The 19,299-nt window shown below is 70.4% G+C and carries 15 protein-coding genes and 2 pseudogenes; 14 read left to right on the plus strand and 3 right to left on the minus strand.

Annotated features, from left to right (window positions below):
• Positions 1-240 (plus strand): annotated as a pseudogene (locus ACWDR4_RS30825) (sugar ABC transporter ATP-binding protein); the annotation flags it as partial.
• Between the two features lie 69 nt (positions 241-309).
• Here ACWDR4_RS30825 and ACWDR4_RS30830 read toward each other — a convergent pair.
• On the minus strand, positions 310-1,311 hold the full coding sequence (locus tag ACWDR4_RS30830; protein ID WP_450413383.1) for a LacI family DNA-binding transcriptional regulator: 1,002 nt from the start codon (positions 1,309-1,311) through the stop codon (positions 310-312).
• A 208-nt stretch (positions 1,312-1,519) separates the two neighbouring features.
• On the opposite strand from ACWDR4_RS30830, the gene iolC reads away from it, so the two are divergent.
• The 9 genes from iolC to ACWDR4_RS30875 are packed head-to-tail and all read left to right on the plus strand — an operon-like array spanning position 1,520 to position 11,955.
• Positions 1,520-2,491, plus strand: coding sequence for a 5-dehydro-2-deoxygluconokinase (iolC, locus tag ACWDR4_RS30835; RefSeq protein WP_450413384.1), 972 nt, complete (start codon positions 1,520-1,522; stop codon positions 2,489-2,491).
• A 4-nt stretch (positions 2,492-2,495) separates the two neighbouring features.
• On the plus strand, positions 2,496-3,368 hold the full coding sequence (locus ACWDR4_RS30840) for a Cgl0159 family (beta/alpha)8-fold protein (protein ID WP_450413385.1): 873 nt from the start codon (positions 2,496-2,498) through the stop codon (positions 3,366-3,368).
• On the plus strand, positions 3,365-4,243 hold the full coding sequence (gene iolB / locus ACWDR4_RS30845; protein WP_450413386.1) for a 5-deoxy-glucuronate isomerase: 879 nt from the start codon (positions 3,365-3,367) through the stop codon (positions 4,241-4,243). The genes ACWDR4_RS30840 and iolB overlap by 4 nt, the downstream gene beginning before the upstream one ends.
• Entirely contained in the window at positions 4,243-6,120 is a 1,878-nt protein-coding gene (iolD, locus tag ACWDR4_RS30850) for a 3D-(3,5/4)-trihydroxycyclohexane-1,2-dione acylhydrolase (decyclizing) (protein WP_450413387.1), read from the plus strand. The genes iolB and iolD overlap by 1 nt, the downstream gene beginning before the upstream one ends.
• Before the next feature lie 12 nt (positions 6,121-6,132).
• Positions 6,133-7,623 carry a CoA-acylating methylmalonate-semialdehyde dehydrogenase gene (locus ACWDR4_RS30855; RefSeq protein WP_450413388.1) on the plus strand — a complete coding sequence of 497 codons (1,491 nt, stop codon included), beginning with the start codon at positions 6,133-6,135 and terminating at the stop codon, positions 7,621-7,623.
• A gap of 41 nt (positions 7,624-7,664) precedes the next feature.
• Positions 7,665-8,615, plus strand: a complete 951-nt coding sequence (locus ACWDR4_RS30860; RefSeq protein WP_450413389.1) for a TIM barrel protein — start codon at positions 7,665-7,667, stop codon at positions 8,613-8,615.
• A 9-nt stretch (positions 8,616-8,624) separates the two neighbouring features.
• Positions 8,625-10,052 (plus strand): sugar porter family MFS transporter, encoded by a 1,428-nt coding sequence (locus ACWDR4_RS30865; RefSeq protein ID WP_450413390.1) that lies wholly within the window; start codon positions 8,625-8,627, stop codon positions 10,050-10,052.
• Positions 10,053-10,075: 23 nt separating this feature from the next.
• Positions 10,076-11,092 (plus strand): Gfo/Idh/MocA family oxidoreductase, encoded by a 1,017-nt coding sequence (locus ACWDR4_RS30870; protein WP_450413391.1) that lies wholly within the window; start codon positions 10,076-10,078, stop codon positions 11,090-11,092.
• Complete coding sequence (locus tag ACWDR4_RS30875; protein WP_450413392.1) at positions 11,089-11,955, plus strand: sugar phosphate isomerase/epimerase family protein; 867 nt, start codon at positions 11,089-11,091, stop codon at positions 11,953-11,955. Before ACWDR4_RS30870 ends, ACWDR4_RS30875 begins: the two co-directional genes overlap by 4 nt.
• Positions 11,956-12,147: 192 nt before the next feature.
• On the opposite strand, the gene ACWDR4_RS30880 is transcribed toward ACWDR4_RS30875, so the two are convergent.
• Positions 12,148-12,828 carry a TetR/AcrR family transcriptional regulator gene (locus ACWDR4_RS30880; RefSeq protein WP_450413393.1) on the minus strand — a complete coding sequence of 227 codons (681 nt, stop codon included), beginning with the start codon at positions 12,826-12,828 and terminating at the stop codon, positions 12,148-12,150.
• Between the two features lie 299 nt (positions 12,829-13,127).
• Between ACWDR4_RS30880 and ACWDR4_RS30885 the strand changes: the two genes are divergently transcribed.
• Positions 13,128-14,615 carry an MFS transporter gene (locus ACWDR4_RS30885; RefSeq protein WP_450413462.1) on the plus strand — a complete coding sequence of 496 codons (1,488 nt, stop codon included), beginning with the start codon at positions 13,128-13,130 and terminating at the stop codon, positions 14,613-14,615.
• Positions 14,616-14,832: 217 nt separating this feature from the next.
• On the plus strand, positions 14,833-15,669 hold the full coding sequence (locus ACWDR4_RS30890; RefSeq protein ID WP_450413394.1) for an SDR family oxidoreductase: 837 nt from the start codon (positions 14,833-14,835) through the stop codon (positions 15,667-15,669).
• 232 nt (positions 15,670-15,901) lie between these two features.
• Here the strand turns inward: ACWDR4_RS30890 and ACWDR4_RS30895 are convergent, their stop codons facing one another.
• Positions 15,902-16,876 (minus strand): AbfB domain-containing protein, encoded by a 975-nt coding sequence (locus ACWDR4_RS30895; RefSeq protein ID WP_450413395.1) that lies wholly within the window; start codon positions 16,874-16,876, stop codon positions 15,902-15,904.
• Here ACWDR4_RS30895 and ACWDR4_RS30900 point away from each other — a divergent pair.
• Both ACWDR4_RS30900 and ACWDR4_RS30905 read left to right on the plus strand, forming a co-directional pair.
• Entirely contained in the window at positions 16,805-17,287 is a 483-nt protein-coding gene (locus tag ACWDR4_RS30900) for a beta-galactosidase small subunit-related protein (RefSeq protein ID WP_450413396.1), read from the plus strand. The two genes, ACWDR4_RS30895 and ACWDR4_RS30900, sit on opposite strands and share 72 nt — an antisense overlap.
• A pseudogene (locus ACWDR4_RS30905) lies at positions 17,281-19,122 on the plus strand (glycoside hydrolase family 95 protein); the annotation flags it as partial. The gene ACWDR4_RS30900 and the pseudogene ACWDR4_RS30905, both read left to right, overlap by 7 nt.
• Positions 19,123-19,299 lie beyond the last annotated feature (177 nt).

Raw genomic sequence — 19,299 nt, forward strand, 5'->3', positions numbered from 1 at the left:
CTCGGCGTCATCTTCATCACCCACAACCCGCACCACGCCTACATGGTCGGCGACCACTTCAGCGTCCTGCGCCTGGGCACCATGGAGTTGAGTGCGGCCCGCAGCGAGGTCAGCCTCGAAGAACTCACCAACCACATGGCCGGCGGCGCCGAACTCGCAGCACTGAAGCACGAGTTGGCCCAGGTACGCGGCGTCGACGTCGAAGAACTCCCCGAGGCGAAGGACCTCAAGGTCATGTAGCGGCGTATCCCCAGCACGGCAAGGCCAAACGCCCCAACTGCTGGGGGACATGCCCCGGTCTCCGATGTCTCAGACCTGCTTCTCCGGTGCCGTGTCACTGGTACCGCGTACCACCAGCTTCGGATCCAGTACGGCCTCCCGGACTTCCAGATCCGGATTCTCCAGCCGCTCGACGGCGAACCGCACGGCATGCTCCGCCATCAGAGCCGCGTCCTGGCGGACGGTGGTCAGGCCGATCGGCATCAGATGGGAGAGGTGACTGTCGTCGTACCCGACAACCGACACATCACGCGGGACATCGACGCCTGCCCGCGTCAGGGCCATCAACAGGCCCCACGCACACCGGTCGTTGCCCGCGAGGACCGCCGTCGGCAGAGCCTGCCCCCGATCGCGCTCCGCCAGGAACAGACGGCCCGCCTCGATGCCCGATTCCTCCGTGTGCTCCCCGGGGATGACCCGCACCTCGGCCTCCAGCCCGTGCCGGCGCATCGCGGCCCGGTAGGCACGCCGCCGCTCGACCGATCCGGGACCCCGGCCGCCGTCGATGTGCACGATTCGGCTGTGCCCCAGTTCGACGAGATGCTCCATGGCCTGGTGCACCCCCTTGCCCTCGGCACTGTGGACGAAGTCCACGCGGGCGCGCGGCACCCGGCGGCTGACCGAGACGGTCACCGCCCTGTGTCCGAGTTCGTCGAGATACGCGGCCTCCGCCTCGGAGCCGAGCAGGATCAGCGCCTCGCAGCGGTGACTGAGCAGCGCCTCGGCCGCCTTGGCCTCGCTGCGGCCATGGGTGGCCGCGGAGAGCAGGACGTCGTAGCCGAGGCGTTCCGCCTCGGGATAGATCCCCGCGATGAGGTCCGCGTGGAAGGTCTGGTGCACGGTGAACATCACGCCGAGTGTGCGGCTGCGGCCGCGGGCCAGCAGCCTGGCCGCGCTGTCGGGGCGGTAGCCGATCTCGTCGGCGACCCGCAGCACCCGCTGCCGCGTCTCTTCGCTCGCGCCCGGCTGACCGCGGAAGATGATCGAGACGAGCGCCCGCGACACCCCCGCTTTCGCGGCGACGTCCGCCATCGTAGGCCGCTGCTTTCCCGACGCATCCACCTGTGAACCCACCTTCCGCCGCGGCCAACCCTACGGGCCTCTCGAAATCTCCCGGCAACAAGGTATTGACATGACATTTGGACAGGGGTCATCGTACACAGACTAGAGCGCGCTAGTAGAGCGCGCCAGAGAATCTCCTGAGCACCCCTGCCTCTGGCACGAAAGGGAAACCAGCGTGATGCCGTTCGAAGTGCTGACCATGGGCCGCGTGGGAGTGGACGTGTATCCGCTCCAGACCGGTGTGGGGCTGGCGGAGGTCACGTCGTTCGGCAAGTACCTGGGCGGGAGTCCGACCAACGTCGCCGTGGCCGCGGCCCGTTACGGGCGCTCCGCGGCCGTGATCACGAAGACGGGCCGGGACCCGTTCGGGGCGTTCGTCTGTACGGCCCTGGAGGGGTACGGCGTCGACAGCCGGTTCGTCGGTACGTCGGACATCGCGCCGACCCCCGTCACGTTCTGCGAGATCTTCCCGCCGGACGACTTCCCCCTGTACTTCTATCGGCTCCCCAAGGCCCCCGACCTGGACATCCGCCCGGATGAGCTGGATCTGGACGCTGTGCGTGACGCGCGGATCTTCTGGGTCACCGGGACGGGGCTGAGCGAGGAGCCGAGCCGCTCGGCCACCCTGGCCGCGCTCGCGCACCGGGCGAAGTCCGGCCCGACCGTCTTCGACCTGGACTGGCGGCCGATGTTCTGGGCCGACGCGGATCAGGCGCGTGCGTACTACGCCGAGGCCCTGCGCCACACCACCGTCGCCGTCGGCAACCTCGACGAGTGCGAGGTCGCGACCGGCGAGCGCGAGCCGTACGCCGCCGCGAAGGCGCTGCTCGCCGCCGGTGTGGAGCTGGCCGTGGTCAAGCAGGGACCGAAGGGTGTTCTGGCCGTGGGCCGCGACGGTTCGGCCGCCGAGATCCCGCCGGTCCCGGTGGACGTCGTCAACGGACTCGGCGCCGGTGACGCCTTCGGCGGCGCCCTCTGTCACGGCCTGCTGTCCGGCTGGGACACCCGGCGCACGGTCGCCTTCGCCAACGCGGCCGGCGCCGTGGTCGCGGGGCGGCTGTCCTGCTCCGACGCGATGCCCACCGAGGCCGAGGTCGAGGCCAAGCTCCACGAGGCGTCCATCGCCTCCTCCACCGCAGGAAAGGCGTGATGACGTGCTGTCCGACAACGTGAGCCGGATCGTGGAGGCCCGGGTCAACGACCCCGGCGCCATCGCGACGGCGGCAGCGCGCCGCGTGAAAGCCCCCTCGCTCCTCGGCGCCCACGGCAAGGCGATGATCGTCGCGGCCGACCATCCCGCACGCGGTGCCAACGGCGTGGGCGGCGACCCCATCGCGATGGCCGACCGCTTCGAGCTTCTCGACCGACTGTGCACGGCCCTGGAGCGGCCCGGCGTCACGGGTGTCCTGGCCACCGCAGACATCCTCGAAGACCTGCTGCTGCTCGGCGTACTGGACGGAAAGAGCGTCTTCGGTTCCATGAACCGGGCCGGGCTCGCCGGCTCCGCCTTCGAGATCGACGACCGGTTCACCGGCTACGACGCCGAGACGATCGCCGCGATGGGCTTCGACGGCGGCAAGATGCTCACCCGCATCGCGCTCGACGACCCGGCAACCCCGTCCGCCCTCGAGAACACCGCGCGCGCCGTCAACGAGCTGAACGACCGTCAACTCATCGCCATGGTCGAGCCGTTCATCTCCGAGTGGCATGACGGCAGGATCCGCAACGACCTCTCGACGGACGCCGTCGTCAAGTCGGTCAGCATCGCCTCGGGACTGGGCCGCAGCACCGCCTACACCTGGCTGAAGCTGCCGGTCGTGGACGACATGGAACGCGTCCTGGCCTCCTCCACCCTCCCCGCGCTGCTGCTGGGCGGCGAGGTCAAGGACGCCGCCGCCGCGTTCGCGTCCTGGGGCAAGGCACTGAAGCAGCCCACCGCACAGGGCCTGGTCGTCGGCCGCTCCCTCCTCTACCCCTCCAACGGCGATGTCGCCGGCGCGGTCGACAAGGCGGTGAGCCTGCTGTGACGGACACGAGCAAGCACCACCTGCCGAAGGGGACTTCGGCCGATGCCGACTACGATCTCCTGGTCACGCCCGAGTCGGCGGGCTGGCGATACTCCGGCCTCAGGATCCTGACCCTGAAGCCGGGCCAGGCGCACACCCTGTCCACCCGGGACTCCGAGTTCCTGGTCCTGCCGCTGACAGGCTCCTGCACCGTCACCACGGACAGCAAAGCCTTCCAACTCACCGGCCGGACAGGCGTGTTCGCCTCCGCCACCGACTTCGCCTACCTCCCCCGCGAGTCGCAGGCCCTGATCAGCAGCGCGGCCGGCGGGACGTTCGCACTGCCCTCCGCCCGTACCGAGCGGAGCTCACTCTCCGCCCGGTACGGCCCCAAGGAAAACGTCCCCGTCGAACTGCGCGGGGCCGGGGCCTGCTCCCGCCAGGTCAACAACTACTGCCTGCCCGGCACCTTCGAGGCCGAGCAACTGCTGGTGTGCGAGGTGCTCACGCCCGGCGGCAACTGGTCGTCCTACCCGCCGCACAAGCACGACGAGGCCCGGCCCGGAGTCGAGTCGGAGCTGGAGGAGATCTATTACTTCGAGGTCGCGGGCGACGGGAACGGCTTCGGCTATCAGCGGGTCTACGGCACTCCCGAGCGCCCCATCGACGTGCTCGCCGAGGTCCGCTCCGGCGACACCGTGCTGATCCCGCACGGCTGGCACGGCCCGTCGATCGCCGCACCCGGCTACGACCTCTACTACCTCAACGTCATGGCGGGTCCCGGTCAGGACCGCGCCTGGCTGATCTGCGACGACCCCGCCCACGGGTGGGTGCGGGGGACCTGGGAGTCCCAGGACGTCGACGACCGGCTTCCCTTCGAAGGGCTCACGCAGTAATGAACACCGTCCGACTCACCACCGCGCAGGCCCTGGTCCGCTTCCTGGCCAACCAGTACAGCGAGCGCGACGGCCAGGAGCAGCGGCTGATCCCCGGCGTCTGGGGCATCTTCGGACACGGCAACGTGGCTGGGATCGGCCAGGCACTGCTCCAGGCCGCCGTCACCCAAGAGGCCGATCTCCCCTACTACCTGGCCCGCAACGAGCAGGGCATGGTGCACGCGTCGGTGGCCTACGCCAAGATGCGCGACCGGCTGGCCACCTTCGCCTGCACGGCCTCGACGGGGCCCGGCTCGACGAACATGATCACCGGTGCGGCCCTCGCGACGACGAACCGCATCCCGGTACTGCTGCTGCCCAGCGACATGTTCGCCACCCGCGCCGCCGACCCGGTGCTCCAGCAGCTGGAGGACACCCGGGGCGGGGACGTCACCGTCAACGACGCCTTCCGGGCCGTGTCGAAGTACTTCGACCGGATCTCCCGGCCCGAGCAGCTGATCCCGGCCGCGCTGGCCGCGATGCGGGTCCTGACCGACCCCGTGGAGACGGGTGCCGTGACGCTGTCGCTGCCGCAGGACGTGCAGGCGGAGGCGTACGACTGGCCGGTCGCCTTCTTCCGGCGCCGGGCCTGGCACGTGGGCCGCCCGGTGCCGGAACCGGCCGCCGTGCAGCGGGCCGCGCGTCTGTTGCGCAACGCGCGCAAGCCGCTGATCGTGGCGGGCGGCGGGGCCGTCTATTCCGGTGCCGAGACCCAGCTGCGGGCCTTCGCCGAGGCCACCGGCATCCCGGTCGCCGACACCCACGCGGGCAAGGGCGCGGTCGCCTGGGATCACCCGTGCGCGGTGGGCGGGATCGGTTCGACCGGCTCGTACGCGGCCAACGAGCTGGCGAAGGAGGCCGACGTCGTCCTCGGCGTCGGCACCCGCTACAGCGACTTCACCACCGCCAGCCACACCGTGTTCGGGAACCCGGACGTCGCCTTCGTCAACCTCAACGTGGCCCGCCTGGACGCGGTCAAGCACTCCGCGGAGCCGCTGGTGGCCGACGCCCGGCTCGGCATCGAGGCACTCGCGGGTGCCCTGTCGGACTGGGAGGTCGACTCTCCGTACCGCGAGCACATCCGCCAACTCATCGCCCGTACAAGGGAGATCGAGGACCGCTGCTTCACCGTGGGCCACGGCCCGCTCCCCGCGCAGACCGAGATCCTGGGCGCCCTGAACGACGTACTCGGCGACCGTGACGTCGTCATCAACGCCGCCGGATCCATGCCCGGCGACCTGCAACAGCTGTGGCGGGCCCGGGATCCCAAGGCCTACCACGTCGAGTACGCCTACTCCTGCATGGGCTACGAGGTCGCCGCCGGCGTCGGCGCCAAGATGGCCGACCCCTCGCGCGAGGTCGTCGTCCTGGTCGGTGACGGCTCGTATCTGATGATGGCTCAGGAGATCGTCACCATGGTCTCCGAGGGCCTGAAGGTCATCGTCGTCCTCGTCCAGAACCACGGCTTCGCCTCCATCGGCGCCCTGTCCGAGTCGCTCGGTTCACAGCGCTTCGGCACCAAGTACCGCTTCCGGAACGGCGGTTCGGGCCTGCTCGACGGAGACGTCCTCCCCGTCGACCTCGCCGCCAACGCCTCCTCCCTCGGCGCGGACGTCCTGCACGCCACCTCCGTCGACGAGTTCCGTACGGCGATGGAGAAGGCCAGAGCCGCGACCCGCACCACCGTCGTCCACGTCGAGACCGACCTCTACGGGCCCAACCCGCCCGGCCACGCCTGGTGGGACGTCCCCGTCGCCCAGACCTCCGCCCTGGACACCACCCGCGCCGCGTACGAGACGTACGCCGCCCACAAGCAGGCCCAGCGCCCCTACCTGTAAGGACACCCTCCCGTGAAGACCATTCAGCACTGGATCGACGGCTCGGCCGTCCCCGGCACGGACACCGCCCCGGTGTTCGACCCGGCCACCGGGCGACAGCAGGCCCAGGTGGTCCTGGGTGGGTCGGCTGACGTCGACACCGCCGTCGTGGCCGCCTCGCGGGCCTTCGAGACCTGGTCCGAGTCGTCCCTCGCCCAGCGCACCCAGGTGATGTTCGCCTTCCGGCAGTTGCTCGTGGAGCACGAGGAGGAGCTGGGCCGGATCATCTCCGCCGAGCACGGCAAGACCGTCGACGACGCACGCGGCGAGATCACGCGCGGCCGGGAGGTCGTCGAGTACGCCTGCGGCCTCGGCGACGTGCTCAAGGGGTCCTTCTCCGACCAGGTGTCGCGCGGCGTCGACGTCCACGACTTCCGGCAGCCACTGGGCGTCGTCGCGGGCATCACACCCTTCAACTTCCCTGCCATGGTGCCCCTTTGGATGCACCCCATAGCCATCGCCACCGGCAACACCTTCATCCTCAAGCCCAGCGAGCGCGACCCGTCCGCCGCCAACTTCGTCGCCGAGCTGTACCAGAAGGCCGGACTGCCCGACGGCGTCTTCAACGTCGTCCACGGCGGCAAGCCGGCCGTCGACGCGATCCTCACCCACCCCGGCATCGAGGCCGTCTCCTTCGTCGGCTCGACACCGATCGCCAAGTACGTGCACGAGCAGGCCACTTCGCACGGCAAGCGGGTCCAGGCGCTCGGCGGCGCCAAGAACCACGCGGTCGTACTCCCGGACGCGGACCTGGAGTTCGCCGCCAACCACATCACGGCGGGCGCCTACGGATCGGCCGGTGAGCGCTGCATGGCCGTCTCGGTCGCCGTGGCCGTCGGTGACGCCGCCGACTCCCTCGTCGAGGTGCTGGAGCGCAAGGCCCGCGAGGTCAAGGTCGGACCCGGTGATGTGCCCGGCACCGAGATGGGGCCACTCGTCACCAAGGCCGCCCAGGAGCGCGTCGAGAACGCCGTCGGCATCGCCGCCGCGCAAGGCGCCACCGTCCTCGTGGACGGCCGCGGGCTGAAGATCGACGGCCACGAAGAGGGCTTCTTCACCGGGCCGTCCCTCATCGACCGGGTCACCGTCCAGATGGACGCCTACAAGGAGGAACTGTTCGGACCGGTGCTCGCCGTCGTCCGGGTCGACACCCTCGACGAAGCCATCGACCTCATCAACGCCAACCCCTACGGCAACGGCACCGCCCTGTTCACCGCCAGCGGTGAAGCCGCGCGCCGGTTCCAGCGCCGGGTCAAGGTCGGCATGATCGGCATCAACGTCCCCGTGCCCGTGCCGATGTCGTACTACTCCTTCGGCGGCTGGAAGGACTCCCTCATCGGAGACTCCCCCGTCCACGGCCCCGACGGCATCCGCTTCTACACCCGGCCCAAGGTCGTCACCACCCGCTGGCCGCAGCCCGCCCAGCAGTCCACAGCCGGCTTCAACTTCCCCACCTCCAGCTGATCCCCAGAGTTCCCCGTCCCCCACTTCGCAAAGGACCGACCATGGCAACGGCGCCAACTCCCCTCCGTACCGTCGCGGGCAACCTCTGCCTGGGCTCCGCCCCCGACTCCTGGGGCATCTGGTTCCCCGAGGACGAGCACCAGGTGCCGTACACCCGCTTCCTCGACGAACTCGCCACGGCCGGTTACGAATGGCTGGAGCTCGGCCCGTACGGCTACCTCCCCACCGACCCGCAGCGCCTGAAGGAGGAACTGGACGCCCGTGGGCTCCAGGTCTCCGGCGGCACCGCCTTCGGTGCCCTGCACCGCCCGGAGGCCTGGGACGAGATGCTCGCCCATGTGCGCCAGGTCGCCGCACTTACCGCAGCCGCCGGCGCGCACCACCTCGTCCTGATCCCGCCCATGTACCGGGACGAGAAGACCGGCGCGTTCACCGAGTCGCCCGAGCTGACCGCCGTCCAGTGGGCCGGGTTCGGCCGGGCCGCCGACCGGCTGGGGAAGCTGCTGCTCGACGAGTACGACGTGGGGCTGGTCATCCACCCGCACGCCGACAGCCACATCCAGACCCAGCCCGAGATCGAGCGGCTGCTCAACGAGTCGGACTCCCGCTACACCAACCTGTGCCTGGACACCGGGCACGTGGCCTACGGCGGCGGCGACAACCTGGACCTCATCCGCCGGTTCGGCGAGCGCGTGGGCTACGTCCACATCAAGCAGATGGACCCGGTGATCCTCGCCCAAGTCGCGGTCGAGGACCTGTCGTTCGGTGAGGCCGTCAAGCGGGGCGTGTGCGTGTCGCCCCCGGCCGGGGTACCGAACCCGGCCGATGTCGTGGCCGAACTCGCCAAGCTGGACGCCGAGTTGTTCGTCATCGTCGAGCAGGACCTGTACCCGTGCGCTCCCGAAGTGCCGCTGCCCATCGCGGTCAGCACCCGTGAGCACCTGGCCGGCTGCGGACTGGCGGGTACCCGCCGCCCGCACCTCGACCGGTAGGAGGCTGCCATGGACGTCAGGGACGACGCGACACAGGCAGCCGCCACCGCACCCGCCGAAGCCACACCGCGGGCGGTCTCCCGGCGGCTGCGACTCATCACCGTCATCGCCACCTTCGGCGGACTGCTCTTCGGCTACGACACCGGCGTCATCAACGGCGCCCTGCCGTACATGACCGACGACCTGGGCCTGACCCCCTTCACCGAGGGCATGGTCACCAGCTCGCTGCTGCTCGGTGCCGCGCTGGGCGCGGTCACCGGTGGCCGACTGTCGGACGCGCGGGGTCGGCGCCGTACGATCCTCGTCCTCGCCGTGGTGTTCTTCGTCGGCGCTCTCGGCTGCACGCTCGCGCCGAACACCGCCGTCATGGTGGTGGCCCGGTTCGTGCTCGGCCTCGCGGTCGGCGGCGCCTCGGTGACCGTGCCCGTCTACCTCGCCGAGGTCTCCCCCGCCGAACGACGCGGCGCCATCGTCACCCGCAACGAACTCATGATCGTCAGCGGCCAGTTGCTGGCCTTCACCTCCAACGCGGTCATCGCGCGGGTGGGCGGTGAGTCCGGCGGGGTGTGGCGCTACATGCTCGTGCTCGCCACGATTCCGGCCGTCGTGCTCTGGTTCGGCATGCTGGTCATGCCGGAGAGCCCGCGCTGGCTGGCCTCCAAGACCCGCTTCGCCGAGGCCCTCGAAGTGCTCAAGCAGGTCCGGTCCCAGCAGCGCGCCGAGGCCGAACTCGCCGAAGTCTCCGCGCTCGCCGTCAAGGAGGACCAGCAAAAGCTGGGCGGCTGGCAGGACATGAGGTCCACGCCCTGGCTGCGCAGGCTGATGTTCGTCGGCTTCGGCATCGCGATCGTGCAGCAGATCACCGGCGTCAACACGATCATGTACTACGGCACCCAGATCCTCACCGACGCCGGCTTCGCCGCCGACAGCGCCCTCACCGCGAACATCGCCAACGGCGTGATCTCGGTACTGGCCACCTTCGTCGGCATCTGGCTGCTCGGCCGGGTCAATCGCCGCCCGATGCTGATGACCGGTCAGATCGGTACCACAGCAGCCCTGTTGCTCATCGGAGTCTTCTCGCTGGTGCTGCCTTCCGGTGACGGCCGGGCGTTCGCGGTGCTCGCGATGACGGTCACCTTCCTCGCCTTCCAGCAGGGGGCGATCTCGCCGGTGACCTGGCTGATGCTCTCGGAGATCTTCCCGATGCGGATGCGCGGCTTCGGCATGGGCATCGCGGCGGTGGTGCTGTGGCTGACCAACTTCGCCATCGGCCTGGTCTTCCCGACGCTGGTCTCCGCGATCGGGATCTCCAACACCTTCTTCCTCTTCGTGGTGGCGGGCGTCTTCTCGTTCACCTTCGTCAAGCTCTACGTCCCCGAGACCAAGGGCCGCACCCTCGAAACCCTCGAAGCCGAACTCCGGGCGCGCTTCTCCTGACCCCTGATGCATAAGGAATGACCATGACCGTACGTGTAGGAGTCATCGGCGCCGGCTGGATCGGCAAGGAACACATCCGGCGCCTCACCCACACCGTCACCGGCGCCCGCGTCACCGCGGTCACCGACATCGACGCCGCCCGCGCGCAGGAGGCCGCGGCACCGGTCGGTGCCCAAGTGCTGCCCGACGGCGCCTCCCTGATCGCAGCGGACGACGTCGATGCGGTGCTCGTGACGTCCTGGGGCCCCACCCACGCCGAGCACGTGCTGAACGCGATAGCCGCCGGAAAGCCGGTGTTCTGCGAGAAGCCCCTCGCGACCACCGCCGAGGACTGCCTGCGGATCGTCGAGGCCGAGACGGCGTACGGCCGCCGCCTGGTCCAGGTCGGCTTCATGCGCCGCTACGACGCCGGATACCGGCAGATGAAGCAGGCCATCGACTCGGGCCGGATCGGCGAGCCGCTGATCGTGCACTGCGCCCACCGCAACCCGACCGTCCCCGAGTCGTACACCTCCGCCATGGCCGCCCTCGACACCGCCGTGCACGAAGTGGACGTACTGCGCTGGCTGCTCGACGACGAGATCATCTCCACCCAGGTGCTCGTCCCGCGCGCGACGAGCAAGCGGTTCGCCCACCTCACGGACCCGCAGATCATGCTCTTCGAGACCGCCAAGGGCGTCCGCATCGATCTGGAGGTCTTCGTCAACTGCCAGTACGGCTACGACATCCAGTGCGAGGCGGTCGGCGAAGAGGGCCTCGTCCGCCTGCCCGACCCCGCCTCCGTCGGACTGCGCACCGCCGGACAGCACAGCACGGAGGTGCTCACCGACTGGGTGGGCCGCTTCGCGGACGCCTTCGACACCGAGTTCCGCGAGTGGATCGCCAGCGTCGCGGCGGGTACGGAGCCCACCGGCCCGTCCGCCTGGGACGGTTACGCCGCCACCGTCATCACCGCCGCGACCGTCGAGGCCCTGGAATCGGGCCACGTCATCGCCACCGACCTCAAGCCCCGACCCGCCTTCTACGGAGGTGCCGCGTGAAGATCGCCCTCGACCCCTACATGTTCCGCGCCCTGCCCATCGACGCCATGGTGCGCACGGTCGCCGAACTCGGCTACGAATACATCGAGTTGTCGCCCCGCGACGACTTCATGCCGTTCTTCCTGCACCCGCGCGCCGACGACGATCGCGTGGCGGAGCTGAAGAACTCCCTGCGCACACACGGCGTGCAGCTGTCCTCCGTCCTCCCGCTGTACAAGTGGTCCTCGCCCGACGAGACCGAACGACAGACCGCCGTACGGTATTGGAAGCGGATGATCGAGATCACCGCCGACCTCGAATGTCCCCTGATGAACTCGGAGTTCAACGGCCGCCCCGAGCGCGCCGCCGAGAGCGAAGCCGCGTTCTGGCGCTCACTGGAGGAGCTGCTACCGCTGTTCGAACGCGAGGGCATCGCACTCAACCTGGAGGCGCACCCGGACGACTTCTGCGAGGAGAACACCCCCGCCGTCGACCTCGTCCGCGCCATCAACAAGCCCTGGGTGAACTACCTCTACTGCGCCCCGCACTCCTTCCACCTCTCGGGCGCCGATCCGACGGCGGACATCGCCGCGATGATGCGCTACGCCGGCGACAAGCTCCAACACGTCCACATCGCCGACTCCTTCAACCACAAGGGGTCCAGCGGCCTGCGCTACATCCTCAACCCGCCCGGCACCACCGCCCGCATCCACCAGCACCTCGACATCGACCAGGGCGAAGTCGACTGGAACGCCTTCTTCGGCACACTCCGCGAACTCAACTTCGACGGCGTGGCCACCGCCTGCGTCTTCGCCTGGGAGGAACGCGCCCACGAGTCCTCGGCGTTCATGCTCGACCGCATCCGCAAGGAACTCGGCGCGTGAACGGCCACCCCATCAGGCCCACATGAGACACCCTCCGGGCGTCCGGGAGCCGGCGGACGCCCGGAGCAACCGTCAAGCAGGTCGCCGCGAGACTCACCGCCCGGATACGCCCGGTCGTCATGTCGGCCACGCCAGGTCACTCCGCACGGCTTCTCGTCCCCCGGGGCAGGGGCGTCCTCGTACGGCCACGCACTACCGTTCGGCAGCGGAGCCGGCCGGTGCGAGGGCCTCGATCGCGGCGACGGTCTGGTCGAGGACCACGTCGTAGAGGCGGGCGAAGGCGGCGGGCAGCCGGGGCAGGAGCGGTGCGAGGGCCTCGCGCTCACTCTCGGGGCGGACCGAGAGCCCCGCCCGGAGCTGGGTGACGATCTGTTCCGTGGGGCTGCGGCGTGTCTCGTACGACGCGTAGCCGATGGTCGTCGAGCTGATGAGGAGGACGGCCACCGCGAGGTCCTCGTCGCTGAGACCGAGCGGACGGAGAACCTCGGCCAGCTTGGCCAACGGCCGTACTCCGACGGGCTGTTGTGTCGAAGCCATGTACGGCAGAAGCTGGGCGTGCGGACGCAACCGCTCCCGGCTGTTGCGCATCCAGTGGCGGACCTGCTCCTGCCAGGTGTCCCCGGTCAGGGTCACCGGCTGGATGCGGGACAGGACGCAGTCCGCCACGGCCTGGAGCAGCGTGTCGCGGTCCGGGAAGTAGCGGTACAGGGCCATCGGAGCGGCGCCGGCGGCCTCGGCGACGCGTTTGATGGTCAGGGCGGAGTCCGGATCGCGTTCCAGAAGGTCGACGGCGGCCTCGATGATCTGCTCTTGCGAGAGGCGCGGCGGACGCCCCCTTCCCCGGGATGCGGTCCCGGTCGCTGACTGCGCCATCGGATGCGTCCTTCCCTGCGCCCGCCGTCGTGAGCGCGCCGTCGTCAGGTTACGCGGCCTACCGGTGTCGGGACGGCACTGGTCGACGGTCCTGTCACCTGGCGCATTTCGGGTTCGGCCGGGCTTCTTCCGGTCCTGCCAGGGCCCCTTTCCGGCCCGAGGGCGGGACACATGGCATTTAGTGTACGAGTTACGAAAAACATGCGAGACTCGCGGTCACAGACCCAGCGGGTTCGGCGTGAGCGCACCGGAGCGCCATCTGACGTGCCCTCAGGAACGGAGGCACCCCCGTGTCCGCAGTGACGACTTCTCCGTCGCCGGAGACACCCGCGGGCGCCCACCCGCCGAGGGCCGGCGCCGTTACAGCCGTACTGGCCTTCGGCGGGATTGTCGTCGCGCTGATGCAGACCCTCGTGGTGCCGCTCATCGCCGAGCTTCCGGCCCTGCTGCACGCCTCGACGGCGGACGCGACCTGGGTGATCACCGCCACGCTGCTCGCCGGTGCCGTGGCCACGCCGGTCGTGGGGCGGCTCGGGGACATGTTCGGCAAGCGGCTGATGCTGCTGGCCAGCCTGGGCATGCTGGTGGCCGGCTCGGTGGTGTCCGCGCTCAGTGACTCGCTGGCCCCGATGGTCGTGGGACGGGCGCTGCAGGGCTGCGCGATGGGCGTCATCCCGCTGGGCATCAGCATCATGCGGGACGAACTCCCGCCCGAGAAGCTCGGCACGGCCATGGCGCTGATGAGTTCGTCGCTGGGGGTGGGCGGAGCCCTGGGCCTGCCCGGCGCCGCCCTCCTTGCCCAACACGCCGACTGGCACGCGCTGTTCTGGGTGTCGGCCGGTCTGGGCGCCGCGGTACTCGTCCTCGTGCTGGTGCTCGTACCGGAGTCACGCGTCCGCAGCGGAGGACGGTTCGACCTGGTGGGCGGGATCGGGCTGACGGCCGGCCTGCTCTGCCTTCTGCTGGCCATCTCCAAGGGTGCCGACTGGGGCTGGACCAGTGGCTCGACGGGCGGGCTGTTCGGTGCGGGAGTGGTGATCCTGCTGGTGTGGGGGTGGTGGGAACTGCGTTCCGCCCAGCCCCTGGTGGACCTGCGAACCACCGTCGGCCGTCAGGTGCTGCTGACCAACCTCGCCTCGGTCATGATCGGGTTCGCGATGTTCGGGATGTCCCTGGTCCTGCCGCAACTGCTGCAGATGCCGACGGCCACCGGATACGGCCTCGGGCAGACAATGCTGGTCGCGGGCCTGTGCCTGGCCCCGGCCGGACTGGTGATGATGGTCGTCGCGGCGCTCTCCGCGAAGGTCACGGCGGCCTTCGGTCCCAAGGTCTCGCTGATGATCGGCGCCGCGGTGATCGCGGCCGGATACGGCCTGGGCATCGCCCTGATGGGCGCCGTCTGGCAGCTCATCGTCGTCTCGGCGGTGATCGGCGCCGGGATCGGCTTCGCCTTCGGCTCCATGCCCGCACTCATCATGGCGGCCGTACCCCAGTCCGAGACCGCGTCCGCCAACGGCCTCAACGCCCTCATGCGGGCCATCGGCACCTCGGTCGCCAGCGCGGTACTCGGCGTCGTACTGGCCCACATGACCACGGACTTCGGCGGCTACCCACTCCCGTCCGAGGCCGGATTCCGCACCGCGATGGCCATCGGCGGCTGCGCGGCCATCGGAGCCCTGGTCCTCACCGCCTTCCTGCCGGGCCGCCGTTCCACCGGCCTCGCGACGGCGTCGGAGAAGCCGACTGCGGAGGGGCAGGGCGCGGCGCAGGACGCCAAGTCCCGTTGACGGGACTGACGGACGTAGACACGTCGGCGCGCACCAGGCTGCGAGCCCCGCCCCTCTCTGCCACTCTTCGCAGGCCCCGTATGAAGGGCCCTCCCCCCACCTTGGCGGCCGGCTTCCCCCCGAAGCCGGCCGCCAGGGTGACGTCAACTCGCCATGCGCAACAAGTCGTGGCAACCACAGCCAGACACCGTCAGACACATTCAGCCAAGGAGTCGAGATGAGCCCCCACATCGCAGCACGCAACGTCCTCGTGGTCGTCGGTACCGGAGGCATGGGGCTGGCCGTCGCGCGCCGCCTGGCCGCCGGGCGGCGGATTCTGCTGGCCGACTGGTCCGCCCCGGGCTTGGAAGCGACCGTCGGCACGCTGCGCGGCGAGGGCCACGAGGTCGAGGGCCACACGGTGGACGTCTCGCAGCGGGACTCGGTCGAGAAGCTGGCCGAAGCCGCCGGGGCCGCCGGCCGGGTCGACGCCGTCGTCCACACCGCGGGGGTATCGCCCGCCATGGCGACCGCCCGGCAGATCTTCGAGGTGGACCTGCTCGGCACCGCCCATGTCATCGACGCGTTCCTCCCCGTCGCCTCCGCGGGTACGTCACTGGTCTGCGTGGCGAGCATGGCCGGGCACTTCGCCTCGCTGTCCGCGGACCTCGAACGGCACCTGGCGACCGCCGCGACCGATGAGCTCCTGGGGCACAAGGAGATCGACCTCGACGCCGATCCCGGTCTGGCCTACGTGGTGGCCAAGCGCGCCAACCAGCTGCGCGTACAGGCCGCCGCCCACGCCTGGGGGGCCAGGGGCGCACGGCTGAACACCATCAGCCCCGGAGTGATCTCCACGCCGATGGGCGCCCAGGAACTCCAGGGCCCGGCCGGCGTCCACATCCAGGCGATGCTCGACCTGTCCGGCGCACGCAGGGCCGGTACCCCGGACGACATCGCCGGCGCCGCCGCGTTCCTGACCGGACCCGACTCCGCCTTCATCACCGGGAACGACCTCCTGGTGGACGGCGGGACGGTCTCGGCGCAGCGCTGGAACGCGACCGCCACGGTCTGAGGCGGCCCTGTCGCCACCGCCTTGCGTCAGGCGTGTCCGGGGCCGTGACATGACCGAGGCGACGCCCGCGAGGCGCAGGCGACGCCCGCCGACGGGGCAGGAACCAGACCCCTCCCGGCTGCCGCGGGGCGCCCTGGCCGCGTTCGTCGAGAACGGCATCGCCGACGGCCGAATCCGCCCGGCGCCCTCTACGCCGGCTCGGTCAGGTCCGTGCTCCAGCCCGGTATGCGATTCAGGTCCAGGCGCCCACCGGGGTGAACGAGCTGTCGTCCTGGATGGAGGTGTCGGAGGTGGAGTACTCGTCCACCCACAACTGGTGGGAGCGGTGACGGACGCAGCGCGTGGGGAAGTTGTGGGACATCAGCCGGACCGACTCGTCCTGTGATCCGGTGACGGCGTGGAAGGTCGCGTCCTGTCTGAAGGTGTCCGAGCCGTCGCTCGCGTCCAGCCTGATGCGGAAGCTGTAGTGCCGTAGGTATCGGCCGTCGGCGCTGCGGAAGGAGAAGCCGGTGGCGTCCGCGAGGCCGGCCACCACCGTGAAGCCGGCCTGCTTCTTGACGGTGTCGCTGCTGTTTTCGGTGACCTGGCCGAGGATGCCGAGCGCGTCGGAGCCGTACGCGGCGTAGTGGTCCGGGAGGTTGACGGACTGCAGTGACCGGGCCGCGCCGGCCACCAGGGCGTGGCTGGGATCCAGCAAGTCGTAGGCGGTGAACACCTCGTCGATCAGGGTGTCCTCGTCGGCTCCGGGCTTCGCCCCCTCCGCCTCGATGCGGTCGAGTTCGGCGGTGAAGGCCGCGTAGCTCTCCTGCGTCCAGGCGGCCTGGTCTGTCTCCCGGGCTGGGGCGAGGACCTGGGCGAGTGTCTGCGCGGTGACGGTGAACTCGCTGAAGTCGGACTCCACGGCCGTGCTGGAGGCGGCCGTCGTGAAGGTCCCCACGTCCTGGGCGGTCACCGCGCTCGCGACGGTGGCGGTGCCGACGGTGGTCCAGGTGTTGCCGTCGGTGGAGCGGTAGCCGGTGTAGTCGGTACCGGAGCGGACGAGCCTGAGCCAGGTCGGGTAGGAGGTGCTGCCGTCCGTCTCGACGCTGCGGTCGAGGGTGCCGTCTCCGTCGCTGTCCCACTGGAGCGCGACGCCGTGGCCCGGCGTCACCGAGAGCGTGAGGTAGCCGGGAGAGGTGCCGGTGCCGGTGATGTCGTCGCGGACCATGATGTCGACTGGTTCGGGCTCGGCCCCGGTGAGGCGTACTCCGACACCACCGCCGCCGTCCGCGTCGGGCACTTCGGCGCCGCCGTCGACGATCTCCAGACGCCGTACGTCCTGCCACAGGAGAACGGCAACCGGCGCCAGGTGCGCCACGCCCGCCTCACCGGCCCGGACGGCGTCGGGCTGACCGTCACCGGGCACCCGCACACCGATCTCACCGTGCGCCGCTGGACCAGCGAGGACCTCGACGCGGCCCAGCACACCAGCGACCTGCTCCCCCGCGACCGCGTGTACGTCAACCTCGACGCCGCGCACCACGGCATCGGCAGCGGCGCCTGCGGTCCGCGCACCCAGCCCCAGTTCCAACTCGACGCCCGCCCGGTCACGTTGTCCATCGGCTTCCGCGCGTGCTGACGCTCTGGTACCGGCAACCCGCGCAGGAGTTCCTCGCGGCGCTGCCGTTGGGCAACGGGTCCCCGGGCGCGATGGTGCACGGGCGTGTCGTGCGGGAGCGGATCGACCTCAACGCCGACACGCTCTGGTCCGGCGGCCCCGGGGACCACAACGACTACGGGGCTTCCGCGCACCTTCCCGCCGTGCGCGAGGCGGTGCTCCGTGACCGCGATCATGTGCGCCCCGAGGAGCTGGCCACACGGATGCAGGTGCCGTTCACGCAGGCGTACCAGCCCCTGGGCGCCCTACTGCTCGACCTGGATCACGGCAGCGAAGTCACCGCGTACCGACGGGAGTTGGATCTGACCGAAGGCGTCGCCACGGTCGCGTACACCGTCGACGGCGTACGCCACACCCGCGAGCTGTTCGTGTCGGCGGTCTCGGGCGTCCTCGCGATACGGCTGAGCTGTGACCGCCCGGCGGCACTGGCCTTCACCGCCCGTCTTCACTCGGCACACCCGGGATCGGCGCCGGGCGCGGTCATCTCGCCCGACGTGGGCACCGGATTCGCCGCAGGGCTGCACGTCCAGGCCGACCGGGACGGCACCGTCGAGCGCACCCCGGACGGAGGCCTGCGCGTCACCGGAGCGACGACCGCCACCCTGCTCGTCGCCTCCTCCCGGCCCGGCTCCCAGCCGGCCAACCTCCAGGGCATCTGGAACACCGCGGTCCAGCCGCCCTGGCAGTCCAACTGGACGACCAACATCAACCTCCAGATGAACCACTGGCACGCCGAGACCAGCGCCCTGCCGGAATGCCACGAGCCGCTCTTCGACCTGATCGACGACCTCGCCGAAGCCGGCCGACGCACCGCGCGGGCCTACTACCGCTGCCGGGGCTGGACCGCACACCACAACGTCGGCATCTGGCGCAGCACCAACCCCGTGCAGGGCAGCCCGAGTTGGGCCAACTGGCCGATGGCGGCGGCATGGCTCTGCGCCCACCTCTGGGAGCACTACCGGTTCACCGCCGACCGCCGCTTCCTCGCCGAGCGCGCGTACCCGGCGATGCGCGAGGCCGCCGTCTTCCTCCTCGACTTCCTCGTCAAGGACACCGGCGGGCACCTCGTCACCTGCCCCTCCACCTCACCCGAGCACCGCTTCCGAGCAGCCGACGGATCACTGGTCGCCACCGGCGCGGCGAGCACGATGGACCTCTGGCTCACTGGAGAACTCTTCGACAACTGCCTCGCGGCGATCGAGGAGTTGGGCCTGCGCGACGAGATCGAGGACCCGCTGCGCACCGCCCGCAAACGGCTGCGCCCGGTGGCGTACGTGGCCGGGGAGTCGCTGCCCGAGTGGTGGGAGGACGTCGAGCCCGAGGACCTCGGGCACCGCCATCTCTCCCACCTCTACGGCCTCTACCCCGGTTCGCTGATCGACGCCGAGGGCACGCCGGAGCTGTTCGCCGCCGCCCGCGCGGCCCTGGACCAACGCCTCGCACACGGCGGCGGGGGCACCGGCTGGAGCCTCACCTGGGTCGCCGCGCTCGCCGCCAGGCTCGGCGACGGGAACCTCGCCCGGCGCAGCGTCAACTCCCTTCTGGCGGGCTCCACTTCGGACAACCTCTTCGACCTGCACCCGCCGGAGCTGTTCCAGATCGACGGCAACTTCGGTGCCACGGCGGCCATGGCCGAAATGCTCCTCCAGAGCCACACCGACGAACTGCGGCTGCTGCCCGCACTTCCGTCCGCCTGGCCGGGCGGCAGCGTTCGGGGCCTGCGGGCCCGGGGCGGAGTCGGTGTGGACCTCGACTGGCAGGACGGCGCGCTCACCGGTGCCCGACTGTCCTCCACCGCTCCAGGCCCGTACGCGTTGACCGCCCCAACCGCCGGACGCGTCCTGCGGGTGACGGACGGCGAGGGCCGGCCCGTCGCGGTGGACAGCACGCCCCTGCCGGGCGGGGTCGTACGCACGGCCTTCACGGCAGTCGGGGCATCGGTCCACCACGTGCGCCCTCGCCTGCGGCGACTG

It is taken from the genome of Streptomyces sp. NPDC000878 (genome assembly GCF_053599695.1).

Bases quoted from the DNA above. Each gene is read 5' to 3' on its own strand.
- ACWDR4_RS30830 (WP_450413383.1), bottom strand. From the start codon at position 1,311: ATGGCGGACGTCGCCGCGAAAGCGGGGGTGTCGCGGGCGCTCGTCTCG.
- iolC (WP_450413384.1), top strand. From the start codon at position 1,520: ATGCCGTTCGAAGTGCTGACCATGGGCCGCGTGGGAGTGGACGTGTAT.
- iolD (WP_450413387.1), top strand. From the start codon at position 4,243: ATGAACACCGTCCGACTCACCACCGCGCAGGCCCTGGTCCGCTTCCTG.
- ACWDR4_RS30860 (WP_450413389.1), top strand. From the start codon at position 7,665: ATGGCAACGGCGCCAACTCCCCTCCGTACCGTCGCGGGCAACCTCTGC.
- ACWDR4_RS30865 (WP_450413390.1), top strand. From the start codon at position 8,625: ATGGACGTCAGGGACGACGCGACACAGGCAGCCGCCACCGCACCCGCC.
- ACWDR4_RS30870 (WP_450413391.1), top strand. From the start codon at position 10,076: ATGACCGTACGTGTAGGAGTCATCGGCGCCGGCTGGATCGGCAAGGAA.
- ACWDR4_RS30880 (WP_450413393.1), bottom strand. From the start codon at position 12,828: ATGGCGCAGTCAGCGACCGGGACCGCATCCCGGGGAAGGGGGCGTCCG.
- ACWDR4_RS30890 (WP_450413394.1), top strand. From the start codon at position 14,833: ATGAGCCCCCACATCGCAGCACGCAACGTCCTCGTGGTCGTCGGTACC.
- ACWDR4_RS30895 (WP_450413395.1), bottom strand. From the start codon at position 16,876: ATGGTCCGCGACGACATCACCGGCACCGGCACCTCTCCCGGCTACCTC.